At 67.2% G+C, this 24,014-nt stretch carries 23 protein-coding genes and 2 tRNA genes; 11 read left to right on the top strand and 14 right to left on the bottom strand.

Translation table 11 applies throughout. From position 1 onward, the window contains the following. From ACIPUB_RS18450 to ACIPUB_RS18440, 3 genes are all read right to left on the bottom strand, one after another. The coding region (locus ACIPUB_RS18450; RefSeq protein ID WP_407608710.1) for an HIT family protein at positions 1–421 on the bottom strand (421 nt) is incomplete at its 3' end. 9 nt (positions 422–430) lie between these two features. Then, entirely contained in the window at positions 431–1,366 is a 936-nt protein-coding gene (locus tag ACIPUB_RS18445; RefSeq protein ID WP_407608709.1) for an alcohol dehydrogenase catalytic domain-containing protein, read from the bottom strand. 67 nt (positions 1,367–1,433) lie between these two features. Continuing rightward, positions 1,434–2,291: a sulfurtransferase gene (locus ACIPUB_RS18440; RefSeq protein ID WP_407608708.1), complete on the bottom strand. Its 858-nt coding sequence runs from the start codon at positions 2,289–2,291 to the stop codon at positions 1,434–1,436. A 266-nt stretch (positions 2,292–2,557) separates the two neighbouring features. On the opposite strand from ACIPUB_RS18440, the gene ACIPUB_RS18435 reads away from it, so the two are divergent. Next, the gene (locus ACIPUB_RS18435; RefSeq protein WP_407608712.1) at positions 2,558–3,580 is read left to right on the top strand and encodes a PLP-dependent cysteine synthase family protein; all 1,023 of its coding nucleotides are present in this window, start codon (positions 2,558–2,560) and stop codon (positions 3,578–3,580) included. 33 nt (positions 3,581–3,613) lie between these two features. On the opposite strand, the gene ACIPUB_RS18430 is transcribed toward ACIPUB_RS18435, so the two are convergent. Then, on the bottom strand, positions 3,614–4,291 hold the full coding sequence (locus tag ACIPUB_RS18430; protein ID WP_407608707.1) for an MBL fold metallo-hydrolase: 678 nt from the start codon (positions 4,289–4,291) through the stop codon (positions 3,614–3,616). 200 nt (positions 4,292–4,491) lie between these two features. Here ACIPUB_RS18430 and ACIPUB_RS18425 point away from each other — a divergent pair, with 200 nt between their 5' ends. Continuing rightward, on the top strand, positions 4,492–4,932 hold the full coding sequence (locus ACIPUB_RS18425) for a Fur family transcriptional regulator (protein WP_407608706.1): 441 nt from the start codon (positions 4,492–4,494) through the stop codon (positions 4,930–4,932). A gap of 150 nt (positions 4,933–5,082) precedes the next feature. On the opposite strand, the gene ACIPUB_RS18420 is transcribed toward ACIPUB_RS18425, so the two are convergent. The 5 genes from ACIPUB_RS18420 to ACIPUB_RS18400 form a co-directional block, all read right to left on the bottom strand. After that, positions 5,083–5,961, bottom strand: a complete 879-nt coding sequence (locus ACIPUB_RS18420) for a metal ABC transporter permease (RefSeq protein WP_264269238.1) — start codon at positions 5,959–5,961, stop codon at positions 5,083–5,085. Between the two features lie 5 nt (positions 5,962–5,966). Next, positions 5,967–6,764, bottom strand: a complete 798-nt coding sequence (locus ACIPUB_RS18415) for a metal ABC transporter ATP-binding protein (RefSeq protein WP_407608711.1) — start codon at positions 6,762–6,764, stop codon at positions 5,967–5,969. Between the two features lie 40 nt (positions 6,765–6,804). Further along, positions 6,805–6,966, bottom strand: a complete 162-nt coding sequence (locus tag ACIPUB_RS18410; protein ID WP_407608705.1) for a hypothetical protein — start codon at positions 6,964–6,966, stop codon at positions 6,805–6,807. 177 nt (positions 6,967–7,143) lie between these two features. Continuing rightward, complete coding sequence (locus ACIPUB_RS18405) at positions 7,144–8,211, bottom strand: hemolysin family protein (protein WP_407608704.1); 1,068 nt, start codon at positions 8,209–8,211, stop codon at positions 7,144–7,146. Continuing rightward, positions 8,208–9,614, bottom strand: a complete 1,407-nt coding sequence (locus tag ACIPUB_RS18400; RefSeq protein WP_407608703.1) for a hemolysin family protein — start codon at positions 9,612–9,614, stop codon at positions 8,208–8,210. The genes ACIPUB_RS18405 and ACIPUB_RS18400 overlap by 4 nt, the downstream gene beginning before the upstream one ends. 488 nt (positions 9,615–10,102) lie before the next feature. On the opposite strand from ACIPUB_RS18400, the gene ACIPUB_RS18395 reads away from it, so the two are divergent. The 3 genes from ACIPUB_RS18395 (at position 10,103) to ACIPUB_RS18385 (ending at position 14,825) form a co-directional block, all read left to right on the top strand. After that, a complete protein-coding gene (locus tag ACIPUB_RS18395) occupies positions 10,103–13,897 on the top strand; it encodes a multifunctional oxoglutarate decarboxylase/oxoglutarate dehydrogenase thiamine pyrophosphate-binding subunit/dihydrolipoyllysine-residue succinyltransferase subunit (protein ID WP_407608702.1) in 3,795 nt (1,264 codons plus the stop codon). Between the two features lie 144 nt (positions 13,898–14,041). Next, entirely contained in the window at positions 14,042–14,647 is a 606-nt protein-coding gene (locus ACIPUB_RS18390) for a GDSL-type esterase/lipase family protein (protein WP_264269233.1), read from the top strand. A 103-nt stretch (positions 14,648–14,750) separates the two neighbouring features. After that, the gene (locus ACIPUB_RS18385) at positions 14,751–14,825 is read left to right on the top strand and encodes a 50S ribosomal protein bL37 (RefSeq protein ID WP_372342882.1); all 75 of its coding nucleotides are present in this window, start codon (positions 14,751–14,753) and stop codon (positions 14,823–14,825) included. 122 nt (positions 14,826–14,947) lie between these two features. Here the strand turns inward: ACIPUB_RS18385 and rsrA are convergent, their stop codons facing one another. Then, positions 14,948–15,214: a mycothiol system anti-sigma-R factor gene (gene rsrA / locus ACIPUB_RS18380; RefSeq protein WP_264269232.1), complete on the bottom strand. Its 267-nt coding sequence runs from the start codon at positions 15,212–15,214 to the stop codon at positions 14,948–14,950. Continuing rightward, entirely contained in the window at positions 15,214–15,867 is a 654-nt protein-coding gene (locus tag ACIPUB_RS18375; protein ID WP_264269231.1) for a sigma-70 family RNA polymerase sigma factor, read from the bottom strand. The genes rsrA and ACIPUB_RS18375 overlap by 1 nt, the downstream gene beginning before the upstream one ends. Positions 15,868–16,150: 283 nt before the next feature. Between ACIPUB_RS18375 and aroA the strand changes: the two genes are divergently transcribed. The 6 genes from aroA (at position 16,151) to ACIPUB_RS18345 (ending at position 21,258) form a co-directional block, all read left to right on the top strand. Then, a complete protein-coding gene (gene aroA / locus ACIPUB_RS18370; RefSeq protein ID WP_407608701.1) occupies positions 16,151–17,629 on the top strand; it encodes a 3-phosphoshikimate 1-carboxyvinyltransferase in 1,479 nt (492 codons plus the stop codon). 4 nt (positions 17,630–17,633) lie between these two features. Continuing rightward, positions 17,634–18,737 carry a ribosome small subunit-dependent GTPase A gene (rsgA, locus tag ACIPUB_RS18365; protein ID WP_407608700.1) on the top strand — a complete coding sequence of 368 codons (1,104 nt, stop codon included), beginning with the start codon at positions 17,634–17,636 and terminating at the stop codon, positions 18,735–18,737. 115 nt (positions 18,738–18,852) lie between these two features. Further along, a complete protein-coding gene (gene hisN, locus ACIPUB_RS18360; protein WP_264269228.1) occupies positions 18,853–19,653 on the top strand; it encodes a histidinol-phosphatase in 801 nt (266 codons plus the stop codon). Beyond that, the gene (locus ACIPUB_RS18355; RefSeq protein WP_407608699.1) at positions 19,653–20,294 is read left to right on the top strand and encodes a metal-dependent transcriptional regulator; all 642 of its coding nucleotides are present in this window, start codon (positions 19,653–19,655) and stop codon (positions 20,292–20,294) included. The genes hisN and ACIPUB_RS18355 overlap by 1 nt, the downstream gene beginning before the upstream one ends. Positions 20,295–20,317: 23 nt before the next feature. Further along, complete coding sequence (locus ACIPUB_RS18350) at positions 20,318–20,821, top strand: fluoride efflux transporter FluC (RefSeq protein ID WP_407608698.1); 504 nt, start codon at positions 20,318–20,320, stop codon at positions 20,819–20,821. Then, complete coding sequence (locus ACIPUB_RS18345) at positions 20,818–21,258, top strand: fluoride efflux transporter FluC (RefSeq protein ID WP_407608697.1); 441 nt, start codon at positions 20,818–20,820, stop codon at positions 21,256–21,258. Before ACIPUB_RS18350 ends, ACIPUB_RS18345 begins: the two co-directional genes overlap by 4 nt. Before the next feature lie 60 nt (positions 21,259–21,318). Here the strand turns inward: ACIPUB_RS18345 and ACIPUB_RS18340 are convergent, their stop codons facing one another. From ACIPUB_RS18340 to ACIPUB_RS18330, 3 genes are all read right to left on the bottom strand, one after another. Continuing rightward, complete coding sequence (locus ACIPUB_RS18340; protein ID WP_407608696.1) at positions 21,319–22,986, bottom strand: DUF2568 domain-containing protein; 1,668 nt, start codon at positions 22,984–22,986, stop codon at positions 21,319–21,321. Between the two features lie 604 nt (positions 22,987–23,590). Beyond that, positions 23,591–23,664, bottom strand: a tRNA-Met gene (locus tag ACIPUB_RS18335). A 223-nt stretch (positions 23,665–23,887) separates the two neighbouring features. Continuing rightward, positions 23,888–23,961, bottom strand: a tRNA-Met gene (locus ACIPUB_RS18330). Between the last annotated feature and the right edge of the window lie 53 nt (positions 23,962–24,014).

Genomic DNA, 24,014 nt, shown 5'->3' with positions numbered 1-24,014 from the left:
CGGGGACCAGGTCCCCGTGGCCGTCGGCCCGCAGCGCCTCGCGCAGCTTCTGCGCGTTTGCATCCATCGTGGCCGGGTCCGGGTTGCTCTCAGCCCGCGCCAGGTCGAAGTCGGCCAGCGAGTTGGTGGGCCAGACGTGCACGTGCAGGTGCGGGACCTCGAACCCGGCGACCATCAAGCCGGCACGCTCGGACCCGAACGCGCGGACCTGGGCACGGCCGATGTGCCCGGCCACCGCGATGAGGTGGTTCATCAGCTCGGCCGGTGCGTCGACCCAGTGGTCGACTTCCTCACGCGGCACCACCAGGGTGTGCCCGTGCGTGATCGGCCCGATGGTCAGGAACGCCACGGCTTGCTCGTCCTTCCAGACGAAGCGGCCGGGGATCTCGCCGTTGATGATCTTGGTGAACAGCGTGCTCATGCACCCTCCTTAGTCGTTCCCGCCCAATGTGGCGAGGTCCAGGACAAACCCGTGTTGCACGTCCGCGGCAAGGATCCGCTCCCATGCCTCGTTGAGCCCCTGCGCACCAACCAGCTCGAAGCCGGGTGCCACTTGGTGTTTCGCGCAGAATTCGAGCAACTGGCGGGTTTCTGCCACCGAGCCTACCAACGATGGGGACCTCGGCCCGGTGTCGATGACCACCTGAAGTGGATCCGCAGTGGCCGGCACGTTCACCGCCGCCTCCATGGCCGCCGCCAGTTTGACGGCCAGGGCGCCGCCTCCGCCGGTGCCCGGGACGCCCACCGTGCTGCCGGGTCCCACCCGGTGATGCAGCAGCGTCGAGTACGCCCTGATCCCGGCGCAGGGCAGCGAGGCGGCGACGGCCAGCTCCAGCGCGGCCGGGATCCGCAGGACGAAGTCCCTGTCAACGACGATGCGCTTGGAGTACCCGCCGTGGGTGTACTCGCCGGTGCGCGGATCGAGCGCGCCATAGGTCGCCACCGACCCGGCGCAGAGCTGTTCGCGTCCTGCACGGCATTGCGCGCACTGCCTGCACGAATCGACCAGCGCGCCCACGCCGACCCGGGCACCGGGTTCCAGGTCCGCGGCCCCGGCACCGGTCCGGGCCACGACGCCGGCGATCTGGTGTCCCGGGACCAGGGGCAGCCGCGCGGCCGGCCATTCCCCGCGGCCTTCCCGCACGTCGCAGTCGCACAGGCCGCAGAAGAGGATATCGATGACCACGTCGCGTGGCCCCGGCTCGCGGCGGCGGATCTCCAGGGGCACCAGCGGTCCCCCGGCCACCGCAATTCCCAGCGCGGACACGGCATCCGGCATCATGGCCGCCGGTCCCTGACGGCTGCGGACACGTGCCCGGATCTTCGCGGCGGCATCCAGCGGAGGGGGCTTCGGGCGACCGATCATGTCCCAAACCCAGCGCTCACCGGGGCGTCGGGGCCGGCACCCCGGCGGGCCGCGGCTTCCCGGCAGATCACGGCGTCGGTCCGGTGGCCGCGGGGCGCGCGGGGTCCGCGCTCCACTGGGACCAGGAGCCGGGGAACAGCGCCGCACCGACCCCGATGGTTTCCAGCGCGAGGACCTGGTGGGCGGCGGTGACCCCCGAGCCGCAATACGCCGCCACGTCGGCTGCCCCGGCGCCGGGCTGCACGCCCAGTTGCCCAAACGCGCGGGCCAGCTCCGCCGGTTCCAGCAGGCGCTTGCCCGCATCGAGGTTCCCGGTGGTGGGTCGGTTCAGCGCCCCGGGGATGTGCCCGGCCCGGGGGTCGATGGGTTCGGCCTCGCCGCGGTAGCGCTCGGGGGCCCGGGAGTCCAGCAGGATCCCGTGGCCGGGGAACGCCGCTGCCTGCTCGATGTCGATGACCGGCATCTGCCCCCAGCCCGGCCGCACGTTGCCCGGGACAGCGGTGGTGTTGCCGGTTTCCAGCGCGCGCCCCGCGGCGACCCAGGCATCCAGTCCCCCGTCGAGCACCCGGACGTTGCCGATGCCGGCGTGGCGCAGCAGCCACCAGCCGCGGGCGGCGGCCAGGGCGCCGGTGGCGTCGTACAGCACCACGGCGGAGCCGGTGTTGATGCCCCAGCTGCGCGCGGATGCCGCGAAGTTGCGCGCATCGGGCAGCGGGTGGCGCCCGGCCTCCGGGCTGGGTGCCGCGGAGAGCTCGGTCTCCAGGTCGACGAAGACGGCGCCGGGGATGTGCCCGGCCTCGTAGTGCTCCCTGCCGCGGGCATCGCCCAGCGCCCAGCGCACATCGAGCAGCACCGTGTCCCCGCCGGCCTCCAGGAACTTGGCCAGCTCCCCTGCGGTGATCAATGTCCGGCGTTCCCCACCCATGCGTCAGTGCTCCTTGGTCCCTGTCAGTGAACTTGTCCGTGTCGCCGGGCCGCGCCGGCCCCGTGGATCCCAGCCTAGTTCCCCGGGCCCTGCCCCGCACCGGTCCGCGCGGCTCGGAGGACATCCGGACACGCCGCCGGACGCGCCGCAGCGGTGGGTTGGGTAGGCTTGCTCGGGTGGATACAACGTCTTTGATTTCGCTCCCCCGGCCCTCCGCGACCCGCGATTGGGTGGATGCGGCGGTACGCACCATCGAGGCCGAGTCGATGCGCTCGGCCGACACCCACCTGCACCGGCTGGACCTGCCCCGTCAGTGGGGCATCGACCTGTACCTGAAGGACGAGTCGACGCACCGCACCGGCAGCCTCAAGCACCGGCTGGCCCGCTCCCTGTTCCTGTACGGACTGGTCAACGGGTGGATCACCGAGGGCACCACGATCGTGGAGGCCTCCTCCGGGTCCACCGCGGTCTCCGAGGCCTACTACGCGAAGCTCTTGGGCCTGCCCTTCATCGCGGTCATGGCTGCAAGCACCTCCCCGGAGAAGATCGCGCTGATCGAGGCCACCGGTGGCAGGTGCCACCTGGTCGATGACCCCTCGAGCGTGTACGCGGAATCCGAACGGCTGGCCGCGGCCACCGGAGGCCACTACATGGACCAGTTCACCTACGCCGAGCGGGCGACGGACTGGCGCGGGAACAACAACATCGCCGAGTCGATCTTCGGCCAGCTGGCCATGGAGGAACACCCCGTGCCGGCCTGGATCGTGGTGGGCGCCGGCACCGGCGGGACCTCGGCCACCATCGGGCGCTACGCCCGCTACCACCGCCACCACACCCGTCTGGCCGTCGCGGACCCCGAGGGCTCGGCGTTCCTGCCGGCCTGGCAGGCCGCCAACGCGGGCGGGGATCCGCTGGCCGCCAGCGGGCGCGCCAGCCGGATCGAGGGCATCGGCCGGGCCCGTCCGGAACCCAGCTTCGTGCCGGGCATCATCGATTTCCTGGCCACGGTGCCCGACGCCGCCTCGGTTGCGGCGATGCGCCACCTGCAGGAATTCGCGCACCTGTGCGCCGGGCCCTCGACGGGCACCAACCTCTGGCTGGCCTGGCAGGTCGTGGCGAACATGCTCGCCGCCGGTCAGCAGGGCTCGGTGGTCACGCTCCTTTGTGACAACGGGGAACGCTACGCCACGTCCTACTACGACGCCGCATGGCTCCAGACCGCCGGACTGGATCCGGCTCCCTATGCCGGGCGGATCGAGCGCCTGCTGGCCACCGGCAGCTGGGACTAGCGGCCCCCGGGATCCGCGGCACCGGCCACGGCTTCAGGAGTCCAGGGACACTGCCTCGCCATTGGGTATCCGGCGGTAGTCCAGACCGCGCTCGGCTGCCACGCGCCCCAGGTGCCCGTCCACCAGCGCCAGGCCGCGCTCGTTGAGCAGCCCGTCGTGGATGGGGAAGTTTTGTGCCGCCCCGACGATGGACAGGAATTCGATGGTCTCCCCGATCTTGGCCCAGGGCGCGTGCGCGGGGACCAGCAACGTGTGCACTGAGATCCCCTCGGGCACCTGGTAGCTGTCGCCGGGGTGGAAGAGCCTGCGGTCGATGAAGTACCCGATGTTCGATACGCCCGGCAGGGAGTGGTGGATGACCGCGTGCATGCCGCCGTGGGTGGAGATCTCCATCCCCGCGGCCTCGAAGGAGGCACCCGGCCCGACCCCGTGGATGCGTGCTTCCGCATCCTGGACGCCCGCCGCATGGGCAGCGGCCAGCACCGTGGAAGCCAGCGCAACAGGGGCATGGACGGTGAGGCTCGGGTTGGCAGCCAGCGCGCGCAGCACCGGCTCGAGGACGAGGTGGTCGGCATGCTGGTGGGTGACCAGGATGGCCTCGACACCCGCAAGCGCCGCATCCAGCGGCGAGTGGTTGCCCGGATCGATGAGCAGGGCCCGGTTGGATGACGCCACCTTGATGCAGGCGTGGTTGAACTTGGTGATCTCCATGGCCCCAGCCTATGCATGCCGGCACCCGGGGCACCAGTGGGCCGGGCACCGGCTCCCGGCCCCGCCCGCGGCCCACTGCGGCGCACCCGCTGGTAAACTCGAGGTGTCAACCGGGGGTGCGTCCCGGCGAGGTGCCGGAATCGGTGTCCGCGGAACGTGCCCGGTGGCAATGTGCCGATCTACAAGGAGTGCTCCAACAAATGACGAATCCTGCGACCGAACGGCGCAGCTCCGAACAGCGGGTGACCAAGCAGCGCCTGGCGGTCAACGCCGCGCTGGAACAGGTCGATGACTTTGTGACGGCGCAGGAACTCCACCGGTGGCTCGTCGACGAGGGCGACAAGGTCTCCCTGGCCACGGTGTACCGCCTGCTGCTGTCGATGGCCGAGGACGGCCTGGTCGACGTGCTGCGCAACAACGAGGGCGAGGCGATGTACCGCCAGTGCGTCATCGAGCACCACCACCACCACCTGGTGTGCAGCAAGTGCGGCAAGGCCGTCGAGGTCGAGGCTCCGGCGGTGGAGAAGTGGGCGGCCCGGGTGGCCCAGGAGAACGGCTTCACCGAACCCACGCACACCGTGGAGATCTACGGGCTCTGCCCCGCCTGCTCCGCGGCGAAGGCCGCCGACGCCAAGGCCTGAGCAACGAGCTTCGCATGCGCCAGCAGCAATAGGAGAGCATCAACAGCCATCCTCCGGGCAACCGGCGGACAAGACGAAGGCGTGTGCCCCGCTCCCTCCAGGGGGGCCGGGCACACGCCTTCGGTGTTTGTCGCGACTCGGTCGGCGGCCCTAGGCGGCGACGGCTGCCATCTTCTCGGAATGCCGCACCCGGTGCCGGCGCCAGGCAATGAGCCGGCACACCAGGTAGATGAGGAAGGAAATCGTGGTGACGTAGGGGCTGATCGGCAGCGACCCGGCCAGGGCCAGCAGGATGCCGCCCACCACCGAGGTCATCGCGAAGGCCACCGAGAGGCTCACCGTCAGCACCGGGTTGGAGGTCACCCGGATGGCGGCCGCCGCCGGGGTGATCAGCAGTGCGAGCACCAGCAGCGCGCCGACCACCTGGATCGACAAGGCCACCGCCAGGCCCAGGACCACCATGAAGGCGACGGAGAGCCGGGCGGCGGGAATGCCGCGCGCCGCCGCCACCGCGGGGTCCACGGAAATGAACGTCAGCGGGCGCCACATGGCCACCAGCGCCACCATGACGATCACCGAGCAGACGGCCAGCACGCCCAGCTGCACCGTGTCGACGGCAACGATCTGTCCGGTGAGCAGCCCGAACTTGTTCGCGCTGCGGCCCTGGTAGAGGGCCAGGAAGAGGATCCCCAGGCCCAGCCCGAAGGGCATCAACACGCCGATGATCGAGTTGCGGTCCTTGGCCGCGGCACCCATGATCCCCAGCAGCAGCGAGGCCAGGACGGATCCGACCAGCGAGCCGACGACGACGTTGGTGCCGATCAGCAGGGCGAAGGCGGCGCCGGCGAAGGAGAGCTCGGCGATGCCGTGCACCGCGAAGGCCATGTCGCGCAGCATCACGAAGATGCCGATCATCCCGCCGACCAGGCCAAGCAGGGCACCGGCGATCAGCGAGTTGGAGACCAGCGGCAGGATCTCGGCGTAGTCTTCGAAGCTGAAGACGGTGCTCCAGATCTCGGATAGGTCCATGGTTCCTAGGCTCCTTGAAGCGGGTGCGTGCGTTGCTGCGGATTGGCGTGGGTGACCGTCTCGGGCATGCCCACCACCACGATGCGCCCGTTGGATTCGAAGACCTCGATGGGCGATCCGTAGAGCTCGGAGAGGACCTCGGAGCGCATGACCTCCTGGGGGGTGCCGATGTGGAAGCGTCCGCCGGCCAGATAGAGCACGCGGTCCACGTATTGCAGGATCGGGTTGATCTCGTGGGTCACGAAGACCACCGCGGCGCCGTGGTCGCAGGCCTGCCGGTGGATCAGGCCGGAGATGGCCTGCTGGTGGTGCAGGTCGAGGGAGAGGAGCGGCTCGTCGCACAAGAGCAGGCGCGGGTTATCTGCCAGCGCCTGCGCGGCACGCAAGCGCTGCTGTTCCCCGCCCGAAAGCACCCCGACGGGACGCTCGGCGTAGGAGGTGGCGCCGACCAGTTCCAGCAGCTTGTCCACGCGCTTGCGCATGGACTTGCGGCCCAGCCGGATGCCCCACTTGTGCCCGTCGATACCCAGGGCCACCAGGTCGCGGGCCCGCAGCGGGGTGTTGTCGTCGAAGGAACGCTGCTGCGGGATGGTGCCCACCTGGCGCGAGCCGCGGGTTGCCGGCTTGCCGGCGATCCTGACGGTCCCCCCGGAGAGCTCCTGGAGCCCCATCAGGGTGCGCAGCATGGTGGTCTTGCCCGAGCCGTTGGGCCCGAGCACGGCAAGGAACTCCCCCGGGGCGATGTCCAGGTCCAGTCCGTCCCAAAGCAGGCGGTCGCCGAAGCGCAGCGAGGCGTTGCGCATGCTGACCACGGGTTCGGGCGTCGTCGCCCCGGTGCTGGGGTTAGCGGCCAAGGGCCACCTCGAGTTGTTGCACGTTGGATTCCATCCAGGAGATGTGGTCCCGCCCGTCGGGCAGGGTTTGGGTCAGCTGCGGCACCGGGACCCCGTGGTCCCGGGCCGTGGCCCCGTGGGAATACTGATCCTGCGAGGTCTGCTCCCCCATGGCGCCCACGCCAACCGCCGACCCGCAAACCGCGCCGGCACCCCGTTGGCACAGGCCGAAGGCAACAGGATCGCGGCGGCGACCGTGGGGGCGCGAAGTGGCTTGTTCATGCGGTGGTTGCGGGGCCTTTCGGGGAATTGCAGGACACCAGACTATCTCAATTGCGATCCATTCGCATTATTGGGCGCTGCGGTTCTCCCGGCGGATGCCCCGCTTCTGGTTCTGGTCGTCGATCTCCCCGACCAGCTGCTCCAGCACGTCCTCCAGGAACAGGATTCCCAGGGTCGCACCGGATGCGTCGACCACCCGGGCCAGGTGCTTGCCGTCGGCCCGCATCTGCTCCAGCGCGTCCTCGATCTCGGTGTCCGGGGCCACCACGCCCATGGGCCGCAGCTCGATGCCGGAGACCGGCTGGCGGTACTGGCTGTCGGGCAGCGCCATGACGTCCTTCATGTGCCAATATCCGACGAATTCACCGGCCTCGGAGATGACAATGCGGGAGAAGCCGGTCCTGCCCACGGTGCGCTCGAACTCCTGCACCGTGGTGCCGCGCTGCAGGGCCACGACCCGATCGCGCGCGACCATGGTCCCGGCGGCCGTGAGGTCGGAGAACTCCAGCGCCTTGCGCAGCCGCAGCGCGTCGTCGGCCTCCAGCGTGCCGTAGAGCGCCGAGCTGGCGATGATCGACTGCACCTCGGCCGCGGTGAACGCGGAGTTCACCTCGTTCTTGGGCTCGACCTTCATCAGGTGCAGGAACTGGTTGGCGATCCAGTTCAGCGAGACCACGACCGGGTGCACGATCACGGAAAGCACCAGCAGCGGCCCGGCCAGCAGCAGCACCGCCTTGTCGGCCATCGACACCGAGATGTTCTTGGGCACCATCTCGCCGAAGGTCACGTGCAGGAAGGTGACGAAGAGCAGCGCCAGAAGGAAGGCGATGGTCCCGGCCAGGGCCTCGGACACTCCCACGAATTCCAGCGGCACCACCAGTAGGTGGTGGATGGCAGGTTCGGCGACGTTCAGGATCAGCAGCGAACACACGGTGATGCCCAATTGGCACACCGCCAGCATGATGGACACCGATTCCATGGCCTTCAGCGCGAGGATCGCGCGTTTGTTCCCGGCGTCGGCCAGCGGTTCGATCTGCGAGCGGCGCGCCGACATGACGGCGAATTCCGCCGCCACGAAGAACGCGTTGCCCAGCAACAGGATGATCAGCCAGAAAAGGCCGGCAAAGTCGTTCATGCCCGACGCCCCTTGGCTTCATCCGGGCTGGACGCCGAGGCAGCGCTCGAGGCGCTCGATGCGCTCGATGCGCTAGATGCACTGGAGGCGCTAGATGCACTGGAGGCGCTCACGGTCCGCGGCACGAAATGCAGCTCTGCGACGCGACGCTTGTCCAGCGCGGTGACGGTGAATACGCCGCCCTCGGTGTCGACCACGTCCCCCAGGAACGGGATCCGGCCGAGCTCGGCCATCACGAACCCGCCCAGGGTCTCGTAGGCCGCGTCGTCGGGGATCTCCACCTCGCCGATGAGCTCGTTGAGCTGGTCCGGGCGGTACATGCCCGGGATCATCCAGGAGCCGTCGGGCAGCTGCCGGACCTCGGGCGGGGCCGAGTCGTGTTCGTCGGCGACCTCGCCGACGATTTCCTCAATCAGGTCTTCCAAGGTGACCATTCCGGCGGTTCCGCCATATTCGTCAAGCACGATGGCCATTTGCAGGTTGGCACTGCGCAGCTGCACCAGCAGCGTGTCCAGGTGCACGGTTTCGGGGACAAAGATCACCGGGGTCTTGTTTTCGCCGACCTCCTTGCCGTTCCGCTTGTCACGCGGAATGGCGATGATGGTCTTGACGTGGCACACGCCCTTGATCTCGTCGGAGGAGCCGTCGGTGACGGGAAACCGGGAGTACCCGGTCTCCTTGGCCAGCTCGATGACCTCGTGGACGTGCGCGGTGTGCTCGATGGTCTGCATCTGGATGCGGGGTGTCATGACATCGGCCGCCGAGCGTTCGGAAAAACGCACGGTGCGGTCCAGGAACAGCGCCGCGTCCTTGTCCAGCGTGCCCATTTCCGCACTGCGGCGCACCAGGGAGACCAACTCGGCCGGGGAACGGGCCCCGGAAATCTCTTCCTTGACCTCGAGGCCGAAGAGATGCAGGACCTTGTTGGAGAAGCCGTTGAGTACGACGATGGCCGGCTTGAAGATGGCGGTGAAGATCAGCTGCGGGCGGGCGACGGCGCGCCCGATGTCGAAGGCCTTGGCGATGGCCAGGTTCTTGGGGACCAGCTCGCCGATGACCATCGAGAGCAGCGTGGCCAGCAACATGGCCACCACCAGGCTGACCGGCACGGCGGAGTCGCCGAGTCCCAGCGCCAGCAGCGGTTCCTGGAGAAGCTTTCCCACCGAAGGCTCGATGACGTAGCCGGTCAGCAGCGTCGTCAGCGTGATGCCCAATTGGCAGGAGGAAAGTTGGGTGGACAGGGACTTGAGGCACTGCAGCAGGGCCACGGCCTTGGTGTCGCCCTTGTCGACGGCTTCCTGGACGTTGGCCTGGTCCAGTGCGACGAGGGAAAACTCGACGGCGACGAAGAAACCGGTGCCCAGGATCAGCAGCAGGCCCAGGGCCAGCAGCAACCATTCCATCTAGTGTTTCACCGCCCCGTGGGCGGTTGTGCCTCGGGGGGCGGCAGCGCCGGGGCCCCGAAGTCTAAGGTCTGTGTGACCGCAACTGGAAGGCTCCGATAGCGAAGCGGAATTAGGCGGGCAATGACATGTGTGGCCGGCACCGCGTGATTTCACGACTGGCCGGCACAGAGAGTGGCTGTCCATAACAAATTCAGTGTATCTGAACTACGACTTGCGCACAGGCGTTCGGCCTCGCGCGCGCCCGCACGCGAGGTCCCGCCGCCGCGCCCGGGGCTTGTCGCCGGATGAAAAGGGCGCTCGGCGCCATCGGGACACCTCACCCGGCCCTTCAAGGCGACGCGCATGTGATACCCGGCTCATTGGTTCCCATCCGGGGTCCAATTGTCACTAGACTACTAAGCAGGTCTAGAACTATGCCCCTTGGTGGTCATCCCCCTCGGCGGCGCTTGGACAAACGGAAATACAGGGAGAAGAGGCGTAATACCGTGCCAGATCAATCGCACCACCGACTCACCGAAGAGTTCGGCGGGAACGAATGGCTAGTCGATGAGCTGTACCAACAGTTCCTCAAGGACAAGAACTCGGTAGACAAGAAATGGTGGGACATCTTCGCGTCCCTCAATTCGGAACAGGCCGCCGCACCCCCGGCCGCAGAGGCACCGGTTGCGGCGACTCCTGCGCCGGCCCCGGCCGCTGCTGCCACCCCGGCCGGCGCACCGCGCGCCGCGACCCAGGCCCGCGTCGTTGACGTGTCCAGTAGCACGCCCAGCTCCTCCGCTGAATCCTCCGCCGCGGGCAAGACCGCAGCCGCCGCCCCGCGCGTCCCGGCTGACCCGGCCCCGGCCACCAAGTCGCAGCCGATCCCCGCACAGGTCCCCAAGGCCACCGCTCCCGGTGCCATGGGCGAGGAAAAGCGCACCCCGTTGCGTGGCCCGGCCAAGGCCATTGCCACCAACATGGAGCAGTCCCTGACCGTCCCGACCGCCACCACGGTGCGCGCCGTCCCGGCCAAGGCCCTGATCGACAACCGCGTGGTCATCAACAACCACCTCAAGCGCGCCCGCGGCGGCAAGATCTCCTTCACGCACATCATCGGCTTCGCCGTGATCCGCGCCCTGAAGCTCTTCCCCTCGCAGAACGTCACCTACGCCGAGGTCGACGGCAAGCCGATGGCCATCACGCCGGCCCACGTGAACTTCGGCATCGCCATCGACATGCCCAAGCCCGATGGCTCGCGCATGCTGGCAGTGCCGAACATCAAGGCCGCCGAGAACATGAGCTTCAACGAGTTCTGGGACACCTACGAGGACCTGATCAAGCGCGCACGGGCCAACAAGCTCACCGCGGATGACTACGCCGGCACCACCGTCTCGCTGACCAACCCCGGCGGCATCGGCACCGTGCACTCGGTGCCGCGCCTTTCCAAGGGACAGGCCACCATCGTCGGCGTTGGCGCCCTCGAGTACCCGGCAGCTTTCCGCGGCGCCGCGGACGTGACCGTTGCACTGCAGGGCGTCGGCAAGGTCATCACCCTGACCTCCACCTACGACCACCGCGTCATCCAGGGCGCCGGCTCGGGCGAATTCCTGAAGCTGGTCGAATCCCTGCTGCTGGGCGAACAGGGCTTCTACGACGAGATCTTCGAAGCACTGCGCATCCCCTATGAGCCTGTCCGCTGGGCAGTCGACAACCAGGTCGACATCGACCTGCAGATCAACAAGATCGCGCGCATCCAGCAGCTGATCCACTCGTACCGCGTGCGCGGCCACTTGATGGCAGACACCAACCCGCTGGAATACGTGCAGCGCCGCCACCCGGACCTCGACATCCAGACCTACGGCCTGACGCTGTGGGACCTGGACCGCGAATGGGTCACCGGTGGATTCGGCGGCAAGGACCGCCTGTTGCTGCGCGACATCCTCGGCGTTCTGCGCGATGCCTACTGCCGCACCATCGGCATCGAGTACATGCACATCCAGGATCCGGTGGAACGCAAGTGGTTCCAGGACGAGCTGGAGCACCCGTACACCAAGCCGACCCGCGAAGAGCAGCTGCGCATCCTGTCCAAGCTGAACTCCGCAGAGGCCTTCGAGACCTTCCTGCAGACCAAGTTCGTGGGCCAGAAGCGCTTCTCGCTGGAGGGCGGCGAATCCCTGATTCCGCTGCTTGACGGGATCATCTCCGATGCCGCAGACGCCGGCATGGAAGAGGTCGCCATCGGCATGGCCCACCGCGGCCGCCTCAACGTGCTCACCAACATCGCCGGCAAGACCTACTCCCAGGTCTTCCGCGAATTCGAGGGCACCGCGACCCCGGGTTCGGTCCAGGGTTCGGGCGACGTGAAGTACCACCTGGGCACCGAGGGCTCCTACACCTCCGATGCCGGGAACCAGACCAAGGTCTACCTGGCGGCCAACCCCTCGCACCTGGAGGCCGTGAACCCGGTCCTCGAGGGCATCGTGCGTGCCAAACAGGACCGCGAGGGATCCAAGGACTTCAACGTCCTGCCGATCCTGGTGCACGGCGACGCCGCCTTCGCCGGACAGGGCGTGGTCGGCGAGACCCTCACGCTCTCCCAGCTCGAGGGCTACAAGACCGGCGGCACGATCCACGTGATCGTGAACAACCAGGTCGGCTTCACCACCGCCCCGACCGACTCGCGCTCCTCGGTGTACGCCACCGACGTCGCCAAGCAGGTCCAGGCACCGGTGTTCCACGTCAACGGCGACGAGCCGGAGTCAGTGGTCCACGTGGCCCAGCTGGCCTTCGCCTACCGCCAGCGCTTCAACAAGGACGTCGTCATCGACATGGTGTGCTACCGCCGCCGTGGGCACAACGAGGGCGACGACCCGTCGATGACCCAGCCGATGATGTACAACCTCATCGAGGCCAAGCGCTCGACCCGCAAGCTGTACACCGAGGCCCTCGTCGGCCGCGGCGACATCACGCAGGACGAGGCCGACCAGGCGTTGCGCGACTACCAGGAACGCCTGGAACGTGTCTTCGCCGAGACCCACGCCGCGCAGACCAGCCCGATCCCCGTCATCACCCCGGGCATGTCGGCGATCAACGACCTGGAGCTGCCGGCCGCCCAGCGCGCGGACGACGCCTCCGTCGCCGCACCGCGGGACACGGCCATCAGCGCCGAGACCCTGGCGCACATCGGCGCCGCCCACCTGGCCATCCCGGAGGACTTCACCGTCCACCCGAAGCTCAAGGTGCTCCTGGAGCGCCGCGAAAAGATGAGCCGCGAGGGCGGGATCGACTGGGGCATGGCGGAAATCGCCGCCTTCGGCACCCTGTCCATGGAAGGCGTGCCGGTCCGCCTGGCGGGCCAGGACTCGCGTCGCGGCACCTTCGTGCAGCGCCACGCGGTCTTCCATGACCGCCTCAACGGCGCCACCTGGTACCCGCTGCTGAACCTCTCCGAGGACCAGGCCAAGCTGTGGATCTACGACTCACTGCTGAGCGAATACGCGGCACTGGGCTTCGAATACGGTTATTCGGTGGAACGCCCGGACGCCCTGGTGCTCTGGGAGGCGCAGTTCGGCGACTTCGTCAACGGCGCCCAGACCGTGATCGACGAGTTCATTTCCTCCGCCGAGCAGAAGTGGGGCCAGCGCTCCTCGCTGGTCATGATGCTTCCGCACGGCTACGAGGGACAGGGCCCTGACCACTCTTCGGCCCGCATCGAACGCTTCCTGCAGATGTGCGCGGAAAACAACATGGTCGTGGCCCAGCCTTCCACCGGCGCCAACCACTTCCACCTGTTGCGCCGCCAGGCCTACGCCCGTCCGCGCAAGCCGTTGGTGATCTTCACCCCGAAGCAGCTGTTGCGCCTGAAGGCCGCCGCATCCGCAGTCGAGGACTTCACCACCGGCACCTTCCAGGAAGTCATCCCCGACACCGCGAACCTGAACCCCGCAGACGTTGATCGCGTGCTGCTGGTTTCCGGCCGTCTGTACTACGACCTGGCAGCCGCCCGCACCAAGGCGAACGACACCAAAACCGCGATCATCCGCGTCGAGCAGCTCTACCCGCTGCCCGCCGAGGAAATCGCCGCGGAACTGGCCAAGTACCCGAACGCCGAGGTCGTCTGGGCGCAGGACGAGCCGGCCAACCAGGGCCCGTGGCCGTTCGTCGGGCTGAACCTGCCCGCCGAGCTGGGCAAGCCCGTTCGCCTGGTGGCCCGCAAGGCCTCCGCCGCGACCTCGACCGGCACGCACAAGCGCCACGAGGTCGAGCAGGCCCGCCTGCTCACGGCGGCGTTCACGCGCTAAGGCAGCACGACACGCGCGGAGTCCACTTCGCTGGGCTCCGCGCGTGAACACCCCCCTCGGGGCGGGACACTGACGGTGTCCCGCCCCGAGGTCGCTTAACCGACTGCTAGTGTTGTTTGGTACGCGCCCTGAGAAAGGTCATTCGTGGATTACCGCACTATTCGACTTACCGCCATCGGCGACGAGCTCCTGGCCGGACACGGGGACCCGCGGGCCCTGGGCTGGTACGGCCGGGTGCTGGCACGCACCTCGAACACCGACGTCCGCATCGAGAGCTACACGCTCGCGGCCCCCGGAGAGGGTTCCGAGGCCCTGAGCACCCGCTGGTTCGACGAGGCGTCACGCCGTTTCGGCGACAACGTCGACAACCGCCTGATCATCGCGCTTTCGGACCGGGACCTGGACCTGGGCCTTTCCACCGCGCGCAGCCGGCTGAACCTGGCCAATATCCTGGATTCCGCTTCGCAAATGAGCATCAAGGCCCTGGTCGTGGGCCCGGCCCCGGGACTGGATCCCGAGCGCAACGCCCGCCTCGCCGAGCTTTCCCACGTGTATGCGGACGTGGCAACGCGCCGCAAGCACCATTACGTCGACACCTTCACACCGCTGCAGAACCACGCACAGTGGCGCAACGACCTGTCGGTCAACGGCGGATTGCCGGGGCAGGCCGGCTACGGGCTGATGGCCTGGCTGGTGCTGCACCGCGGTTGGTACACCTGGCTGGGCCTGCCGGAGCCCGGCGCCAGCTGATATATTTCCGGCGGCACAGACACCGGTTATTGGGTCCGGCTTCGCGGGTGTGGCAGACTGGACGAAGTCCAACTTGGGACCAAGATTGCAAAGGAGTCCTCACATGAGCAAGCGTTCACGTAAGCGTAAGGATCGCAAGCGCGGCGGAGCCAACCACGGCAAGCGCCCCAACACCTAAACAACTGCCTCCGGCCCGGTGAAAACCGGGCAGGCAAGGGTTGACTGAAAAAGGGCCGGACCCCGGAACCATCGAAAGATGGTGAACCGGGGTCCGGCCCTTTTGACGTGTGTCGGCCGTGCCTAGGCGTGACCGGATTCGACGCGGATCTCGGAAATCCGCGTGATGATCTTCGACTTCAGCGTGTCGGGCGCGATTTCCTGGCAGCTGCGGCGCACGACGGAGCGGATGATGCACTCCAGGTCGTACTCCTCGGCGCATTCCTCACAATGCTCCAGGTGTGCCTTGACCTCGTTGAGATCCTTCAGCGACAGCGCACCGTCAAGGTACTCGTAGAGGCGGACGATGCGATTGTCGTCGCAGTCGCCCAGCGAATGGCAGTCACCCATTATTTCTTCTCCGCTCCGGGCGTGGGTGCCCCTTGGGTCTTTGGTGCTGCACCGATGCCGCGCTCGTGCGCGTAGTCGGCGAGCAATTCTCGCAATTGTTTTCGTCCCCTGTGTAGCCGCGACATCACCGTGCCGATCGGTACACCGAGGATCTCGGCGGCATCCTTGTAGGGGAAACCTTCGACGTCCACGAAGTACACCGCCAACCGGAACTCCTCGGCAATCGACTGCAACGCGTTCTTCACGTCCGAGTCCGGCAGGTGGTCAAGGGCCTCCACCTCGGCCGAACGCAGCCCGGCGGGCGTGTGCTCTGCGGCCTTGGCCATTTGCCAGTCCTCGACGGTGTCGGTCCCGGTGCGCAATGGCTCGCGTTGGCGCTTGCGGTAGAGGTTGATGTACGTGTTGGTCAGGATCCGGTACAGCCAGGCTTTCAGGTTCGTCCCGGGCTTGTACTGGTGGAAGGCCGAATACGCCTTGGTGTAGGCCTCCTGGACCAGGTCCTCGGCGTCCGTGGGGTTGCGCGCCATGCGCATCGCCGCGGAGTAGAGCTGGTCGACATATTGCAGCGCGTCGCGTTCGAAGCGCTCGCGCCGTTGTGCTTCGGTCTCATTGGCTACCGGTACAGTGTCGGTGCCCTGTATATTCTCGGTCATCACGGCCAAGTCTACGCGCAGCCGCGGTTCGCTCGGGGCCGGGGATTCCGCCAGCAGTACTCCCATAAGTCCTCCGCCTGTCGCCATGGTTGGTTCACTTGCCCATGGCACCGCCCGCCGCGTTCCGCAACGCAGCAAACGTGCCACATAGGAGGTAACACGCAAGGGCGCGACTCTATTCCACCGGCGGTACCCTCCTGCGGCTAGAATTGGGGCCACGGGGGGAAGCATTTTCCCGGCGCACGGCCCCGGTGCCGCGCTCCGCACCGAATGCCTGCACCCGATGAGCAAGAGTTTGGCGGCACACGGCCGTCAAACAACGATCGGCGGCAACGGCGCCGCCACCGACCACGAGACCCCCCCCATTCCCACTCCCCCGATCACCGCCGCGCGTCCCGCGGCACACCCCCCCACCCTTGAGACCCGGAGGCAGCCGTTGAGCAACCAAGACACCCTGGACACCACGTGGGACGCCCCGCACCCCGCACAACCCGTTGACGGCACCGTCATCGTCCCGGCGTCCAAGTCGTTGACCAACAGGTACTTGCTGCTCGCCGCCCTGGCCGACGGGCCCTCGCGCATTTCCAACGCGCTGGCCTCCCGCGACTCGGACCTGATGATCGCAGCCCTGCGCGCCCTGGGCACCGGCATCGAAAGCGTCGACTCCCCCGACGGTACCGTCCAGCTGCGTGTCACCCCGATGGACCTGGACGCGCAGATGGGCCAGGTCGACATCGACTGCGGCCTGGCCGGGACCGTCATGCGCTTCGTCCCGCCGCTGGCGGCGCTGGCCCGCGGCTCCTTCACCTTCGACGGGGACCCGCACGCGCGCCTGCGCCCGATGGCCCCGGTGCTCACCGCGCTGTCCGACCTCGGGGTCCAGGTCACCGGGCACGGGGAACCCGGGCTGCTTCCAGCAACGGTCAACGGCACCGGGTCCCTGGCAGGCGGGCGCATCGAAATCGACGCCTCCGGTTCCTCGCAGTTCATCAGCGCCTTGATGCTGGTGGCGGCACGCACCACGCACGGGGTGGAGATCGTCGCCGCCGAGGGACGCATCGCCAGCCCCGACCACATCGAGATGACGGTGCAGACCCTGCGCGAGCTCGGCGTTGTCATCACCCGCCCCACCGAACGCAGCTGGAAGATCGAACCCGGCAGGATCAGCGCCTTCGAACGCACCATGGAGCCGGACCTGTCCAACGCCGGGCCGTTCCTGGCAGCGGCCATGGTCACCGGCGGCACCGTGCGCATCCCGCACTGGCCAAGCACCACCACCCAGGTCGGGGACCAGTGGCGCACCATCCTCACCCGCATGGGCGCGCGAATCACCCACCACCAGGACGGCACGCTCCAGCTCACGGGCCCCGAGGAGATCTCCGGCATCGACTACGCCGACTCCTCCGAACTCGCCCCGACGCTCGCGGCGATCTGCGCGCTGGCCTCGGGCGTTTCACGGCTGACCGGCATCGCGCACCTGCGCGGGCACGAGACCGACAGGCTCGCCGCGCTTGCCACCGAGATCAACAACCTCGGCGGCAAGGTCACCGAGCTCGAGGACGGATTACTCATCGAACCCGCCCCCTTGCATGGCGGCAGCTTCGCCACCTATGCCGACCACCGCATGGCCACCGCAGGTGCCATCATCGGCCTGGCGGTGCCAGGGGTGAAGGTCGTGGACATCGCGACCACCGCCAAGACCATGCCCGATTTCCCCACACTTTGGACCACGCTGGCCGCCAGCGGGAAGGCCTCACGCTAAGCACATGACACGCAACGCACGGGAATGGGATGAATCGGATGTCCGCATCCGCCCCAACAAAAAGGGATCACGCCCCCGCACCAAGGACCGCCCCGCCTACGAGGATGCGCTCATCGGCCGGATCATCACGGTGGACCGCGGCCGCTACCGGGCCATCCTCGACGAGGACACCGCGGACGAGCGCATAGTGATCGCCGCCCGCGCCCGCGAGCTGCGCCGCAACCCCGTCGTGCCAGGGGACTTCGTGGCCCTGGTGGGCGACACCTCCGGCGAGCCCGACACGCTGGCGCGCCTGGTGCGCATCCAGGACCGCACCACGCTGCTGCGCCGCAGCGCGGACGACACCGATCCGGTGGAGCGCGTCGTGGTGGCCAACGTGGACCAGCTGGTCATCGTGGTTGCAGCAGCGAACCCGGAACCGCGCACCGGATTCATCGACAGGGCCATCGTCGCCGCCTTCGACGCGGGGATCCACCCGCTGCTGTGCATCACCAAGGCCGATGTGCGCGACCCGGAGCCGTTCCTGGAGAACTACCGGCACCTGGACATCGACATCGTCGTCTCGCGCACCACCGACGAATCGGCCACCGGCATCGACGCACGCTCGGCCGACGGGCTCTCGGCACGCCTGGCCGGCACCCCGGTGGAGGAGTTGCGCGAGCACCTGGCTTCCAGGGTCTCGGTCGTCATCGGGCACTCCGGTGTGGGCAAGTCCACCCTGGTCAATGCGCTCACCGGAGCCCAGCGGGCCACCGGCAACGTCAATGCCGTCACCGGCCGCGGCCGGCACACCTCTTCCTCCGCGCTGGCACTGCGCATCGACGACGCCCCGGCCGGCAGCTGGATCATCGACACCCCCGGCATCCGCTCCTTCGGGCTCGCGCTGGTGGACCCGGAGAACATCCTCAACGCCTTCGACGACCTGGTCCCGATCGCCAACGCCTGTGCCCGCGGCTGCACCCACAAGGCCGCCGAGCCGCAGTGCGCCCTCGATGCGTGGGTCGCCTCCGGCGAGGCGGGTCCGGTGGGCATCGCCCGGCTCGAATCCTTCCGCCGGTTGCTCGGACAGGACGAAACCGCAGAGGCCAAGGAACTGGGCACCGCCTAGCAACGCGGGCCCGATGGTGCCGCAGCCCACACCACGGTGCGGCCGGGCATCACGTGACGCCGCCGTACCGACATCTTGCAGTGCTGCCGCCGCCTCGTGGGATAGGTTTGAGGGTATGAAAACCGATGTCATGACCTACAACGATGACCTGCGCCTGGCCCACGTCATTGCCGACTCGGTCGACGCCCTGACCCTTTCGCGCTTCAACGCCGTGGACCTGGTGGTGGAGACCAAGCCCGATTTGACCCCGGTCTCGGATGCCGACAAGGCGGCGGAGGAAGCCATCCGGTCGCACATCTCCCGTGCCCGGCCGCGCGACGCCATCACCGGTGAGGAATTCGGCACCACCGGCAAATCCACCCGGCACTGGGTCATCGACCCCATCGACGGCACCAAGAACTTCGTGCGCGGTGTCCCGGTGTGGGCCACGCTGATCGCGCTGATCGACGACGGTGAGCCCGTCGTCGGCCTGGTCTCCGCACCGGCGCTGAACCGGCGCTGGTGGGCGGCCAAGGACATGGGCGCCTACACCGGCCGCTCCATGGCCAGCGCCCACAAGCTGAAGGTCTCCTCGGTGGCCAAGCTCGAGGACGCTTCGCTGTCGTATTCCTCGCTCTCCGGCTGGAAGGAGCGCGACCAGCTGCAGAACATGCTCAACCTCACCGACGCCCTGTGGCGCACGCGCGCCTATGGCGATTTCTGGTCCTATTGCATGGTGGCCGAGGGCGCCGTCGACCTGGCCTGCGAACCCGAACTTAACCTCTACGACATGGCCGCACTGGTGCCCATTATCCGCGAGGCCGGCGGCCGCTTCACCTCCGTCGAGGGCGTTGAGGGCTGCAACGGCGGAAACGCCGTGGCCAGCAACGGCCTGGTCCATGATGCCGCACTGGAAATCCTGAACCTGGGCCGCTGATGCTCCCGACACGCCTGACCTCCAGCGAGGAAAACTACCTCAAGGCGCTCTACTCGCTGACCGAGTGGGAAGACGACCCGGTCACCACCGGCACCATTGCCGCACAGCTCGGAGTCGCCCCGGCTTCGGCCACCGCGATGGTGTCCAAGCTCGCCGGCAAGGGCCTGATGGTCCACCCGCGCTACGGGGCCATCACGTTCACCGATTCGGGCCGCCTGGCTGCGTTGAGCGTGGTGCGCCGGCACCGCCTGATTGAGACGTTCCTGCTCGATGAGCTCGACTACGGCTGGGACGAGGTGCATGAGGAGGCCGAACTGCTCGAGCACACCGTTTCCACCCGCTTTATCGAGGCCCTGGCCGCCCGGCTGGGGCACCCGGCAGCGGATCCGCACGGCGACCCGATCCCCGGCCCCGACGGCACCCTGGAGATGCCGCCGGCCATCCGGCTCGACCGCTTCGAGGCGAACGGATCACCGACCCTGGCGATCCTGTGCCGAATCAGCGACGAAGATCCGGAGCTGCTGCGTCGGTGCACCGATCTGGGCATCTCCCCCGGCAGCACCATCGTGTTGCCCCACCCGGAGCTCAGCAACATCGACGCGACCATGTTGTGGGTGCTTCCGGCACCCCATGCCGCATAGCCGCCGAGGAACGGGAACCTGACTTGGGCGCACCGAACGGACCAACCGGCGTGGGCACCTCAAGGCCAGTCGAGTCGACGTCGCGCGCCCACGGAGTAAACCTGGTTGCCGTGGCCGTGGGCGGTTTCTGCGGTGCAGCCCTGCGTGTGGGGCTCGGACTCTGGTTCCCTGATGCCCCGGGCTTCCCGGCCACTACCTTGGCGATCAACGTCACCGGCACCGCTGCCTTGGCTGCGCTGACCAGTTACTGGCAGATCACCCGCCGTGCTCCAGGTTGGCTGCGCGCGGGGGTCGGCACCGGATTCCTTGGGGCCTTCACCACCTTTTCGGCGCTGGTCCTTTTTGCGCTGGGTTCCACCCCGGCCCGGGCCGCGCTGGATCTGGTCGTATCCCTGATACTCTGTGCTGCTGCCGCATGGGCAGCGATGTGGTGGGTCGAGCGCGCCCTGGCTGGCCGGCAAAAGTCGGCACAGTCAGTCCAGGCATCGCCGCCCGCCGCGGATCCGGACGGCGGGGGTGCACCATGAGCTCATTGGGCACGGGCGGATTCCTGGTCATTGCGCTGGCCGGCGCCATCGGGGCCCTGGGTCGCTACGTACTGGACATTGCCGTCTCCGGCGCCCAGCATCGCAGGGCCGGGTCCGGCGGCGGGATCTTCCCACTGGGCATCCTGGCCGCGAACACCGCAGCATGTTTCCTGGTGGGCGCCGCGGCTTCCTGGGCGAACAACCACGGGGTTGACTGGGCCGCGGGCAGCCTGTCCGGGGTACCGGGCCTACTGGTCATTGCATTGATCCTGGGCATCGGCGGCGGTTTGAGCACCATGAGCACCTTCATGGTGGCCGCGGTGTCGTTGTGGCGCTCTGGCAACCGCGTCATGGCCGTCACCTACCTGGGTCTGACCTTCGGTGCCGGGCTTGCAGCGGGTGTGTTCGGAGGACTCGCGGCGACGTTGCTGCCCTGAGCCTCTCACCGTGCCCCCTACTGGGACGCTCCGCGGAGGTCCTTGTCTGAGCCACACACATTAGCGCGCAGCGCGGCGGCCGGTGGCCTTCTTGCGACTCTCCACGTTCTGGCCCCGGACAGCGACCGTCAATGCCAGACTGATTGCCGTCAGTACGCCCATGAACACGGCCAGCACCGGCTGACCGGCAATGGCGAGCAATCCGGCGCCCGTGGCAAAGAGCAGGTGGGCCACTACCGCGTGGTATGGCTGTGGCAATCGCAAGTTTGCCTTTGGCGACATGAAGAGTGCCCAGAAAATGAATACGGGCAGCACTGCGATGATGACGGCCACGAGCGGGCTGAAGGGCAGCATCGTCATGGCCCAGATGCCCAGTGCGCCCAATAGCGCGACTTCCAGGATGAACGAAACGATCATCAGCGCCATCATGATGCCGCCGGCGGCTCCGGCACGGTCCTGGCCTGCATCCGCATCGGAAACCATGGACTCTTCGGCTGGCCTCGGCGAGTCGGCTGGTCCAGCGTTCTCGTTGACCTCGGCGGGCCACGAATTCGACTCATCACGCTCGGCTGCCGGCTCGCGGTTCGTCGGTTCCTCGGCGCCGGCTGCTTCAATAATCGCCTCATCGGCAGTTGTCGTCTTGGCGGTTTTCGAGGTATCCGGGGCGGCGGGTGCGATCGAGTCTGGCCTGGCACCCGAGAATTCCGGGTTGCTTCCACCGGCCTCGGGCTCCGCGGGAGATGCGCTTCCAGGTTTTGTGGATTTAGTGACCGTGCGGGCCGCTGGTCCGAAATTTGGTTGGATTGACGCTTCGTTTGCTGTTTCGGTGTTCTTTTCCTTGGCCGCAACCCCAGGCTTGGCCGTCGGCGCGGCAACCGGTTTCAGCGGAGCGCTGGTCAATTTAGCGCCATCAAGGGAGACGGCGGGCCGGTTGCCCCCCGAGGAATCCCGTGCAGTGGCTTTTCCAGCGTCCTGTGCTGCTTGTGCGGGCTTGGCAGCCGGGAGAGTGCCGGATGTCGCGGTAGGAGACGTCCCGGGCTTTAGGGGCTCAGCAACCTCGTTCCTCTTTGCTTCTTTCGGAGCGTGAGGTCGATTGGAAAGCTCCGGAGATCCAACGGGCGTCTTCTTGACCGGGCCAGCAGCAACGAAGGGCTTCTCGCCCGCCGCGGCTTTGGCGGGAACCTGACGAACGCCGGGCTTCGCGGAAGACGAACTCGGGGTTTTGTCTGTTGATGAAACGGATTGCCGAGCAGCGGGCGAAACCGTCTTCGCCGGACCCGGAGCAGGCACAGCACCGGCGGACTTGGCCGAAGCCACCGTCTTCGCCGGACCCGAAGCAGGCACAGCACCGGCGGACTTAGCCGAAGCCACCGTCTTCGCCGGACCCGAAGCAGGCACAGCACCGGCGGACTTGGTCTTGCTACTTGAGTCGACGACGGGCTTGGCCGGGCTAGACGCAAATCGCGGGGAAGGCCCGTTTATTCCTGATGCAGAATTGGAGTTCTTGTTTCCGCCGGGCTTGCCCTTGGAAACTTTTTGCACGTTGTTGGGCGTGACTTGGTTTTTCTTGGGCGGTCCGGGCTTGGGAGAACGTGCAAGGGAGCTTGGCGAAGCGGCTACCGCTTGCTTTGCGGCTCCGGGCGTCCCACCGATCGCATCGCTCGTGACGTCAACTGGGACGGTGTTCTTCGCTGGCACACCGTTTTTCGACGTTGGCTGCTCCGGCATGTTGGCCCTACCTCAGATGGACTCGACAAAGCCCGACTTAAGCCGAGCTGACCATTTACCAGCCAAGTCTATTGCGTCGGACCGACGGGAGGGCAAAACACCATGTCACACCGCATTTCCAATAAATACAAATCGTCGACCAGACCCAAGATGTGATTGCCGGAACACGGCCCGGAAACGACGAACGAACCTTGGGGAGGGTCCCGAGAGGAGCCGTGAGTTCGGACCAACGGACACAGACGCCGTTCATATCCGGCTCAAGGGGCGCAGGTCGGACCACTTGGAGAGCGTCACGACCATTAGGTGTTCCATCTAGTAATGCAAATGAACCGGAAAGCACGATTGCCCAGCGTTCACTTTGTTGGCGGGCCATCCTAACGTGCGAGCCCTAGACTCAAATTCGCTACTCCGGAAGCATCGCACCCCGGCCAACACGTCAAGGAAAATTCAACCCTCAGCGACGAATAACTGAATGCTTGGTGATTCAGCTAGAACCCCTGCTTCGGGCGGACGGGACAGTGTGTCCGTTGGGGCTTCGCTTCGGCACTTGCTGTTAAACCAAACGATCCGTGGTCCTGAATCAGGACCACGGATCGTTTCTTTGTGGCGGGGACAGGATTTGAACCTGTGACCTCCGGGTTATGAGCCCGGCGAGCTACCGAACTGCTCCACCCCGCGTCGGTAGATACAACGATACCAGCGCGTTCCCGTCACGCCTAATCGGGCCGTGGATTCGTCGATGGTTGGCATTCCAGCCAGCATGTTCGACCCACGCCAGGGACGCAGAAACGTTTTTCTGCATTGGGGAACAACTTCAATGAAATTAACTTCCGCCAGCGACACCCGTCAGGCAAAAGCAAAGGACCCCGACCGGGTTTCCCTGGTCGGGGTCCTTCATTCGTGGCGGGGACAGGATTTGAACCTGTGACCTCCGGGTTATGAGCCCGGCGAGCTACCGAACTGCTCCACCCCGCGGCGATATAACAATCATCGCCGATTGGGTGAACAGTAAGCAAATCCTGGAGGTG

The sequence above is a fragment of the Paeniglutamicibacter sp. ORCA_105 genome, from assembly GCF_045798545.1.
Lineage (GTDB): Bacteria > Actinomycetota > Actinomycetes > Actinomycetales > Micrococcaceae > Paeniglutamicibacter > Paeniglutamicibacter sulfureus.
The sequence above is the reverse complement of the archived record's forward strand: the minus strand, read 5'-3'. Positions and strand labels throughout refer to the sequence as shown.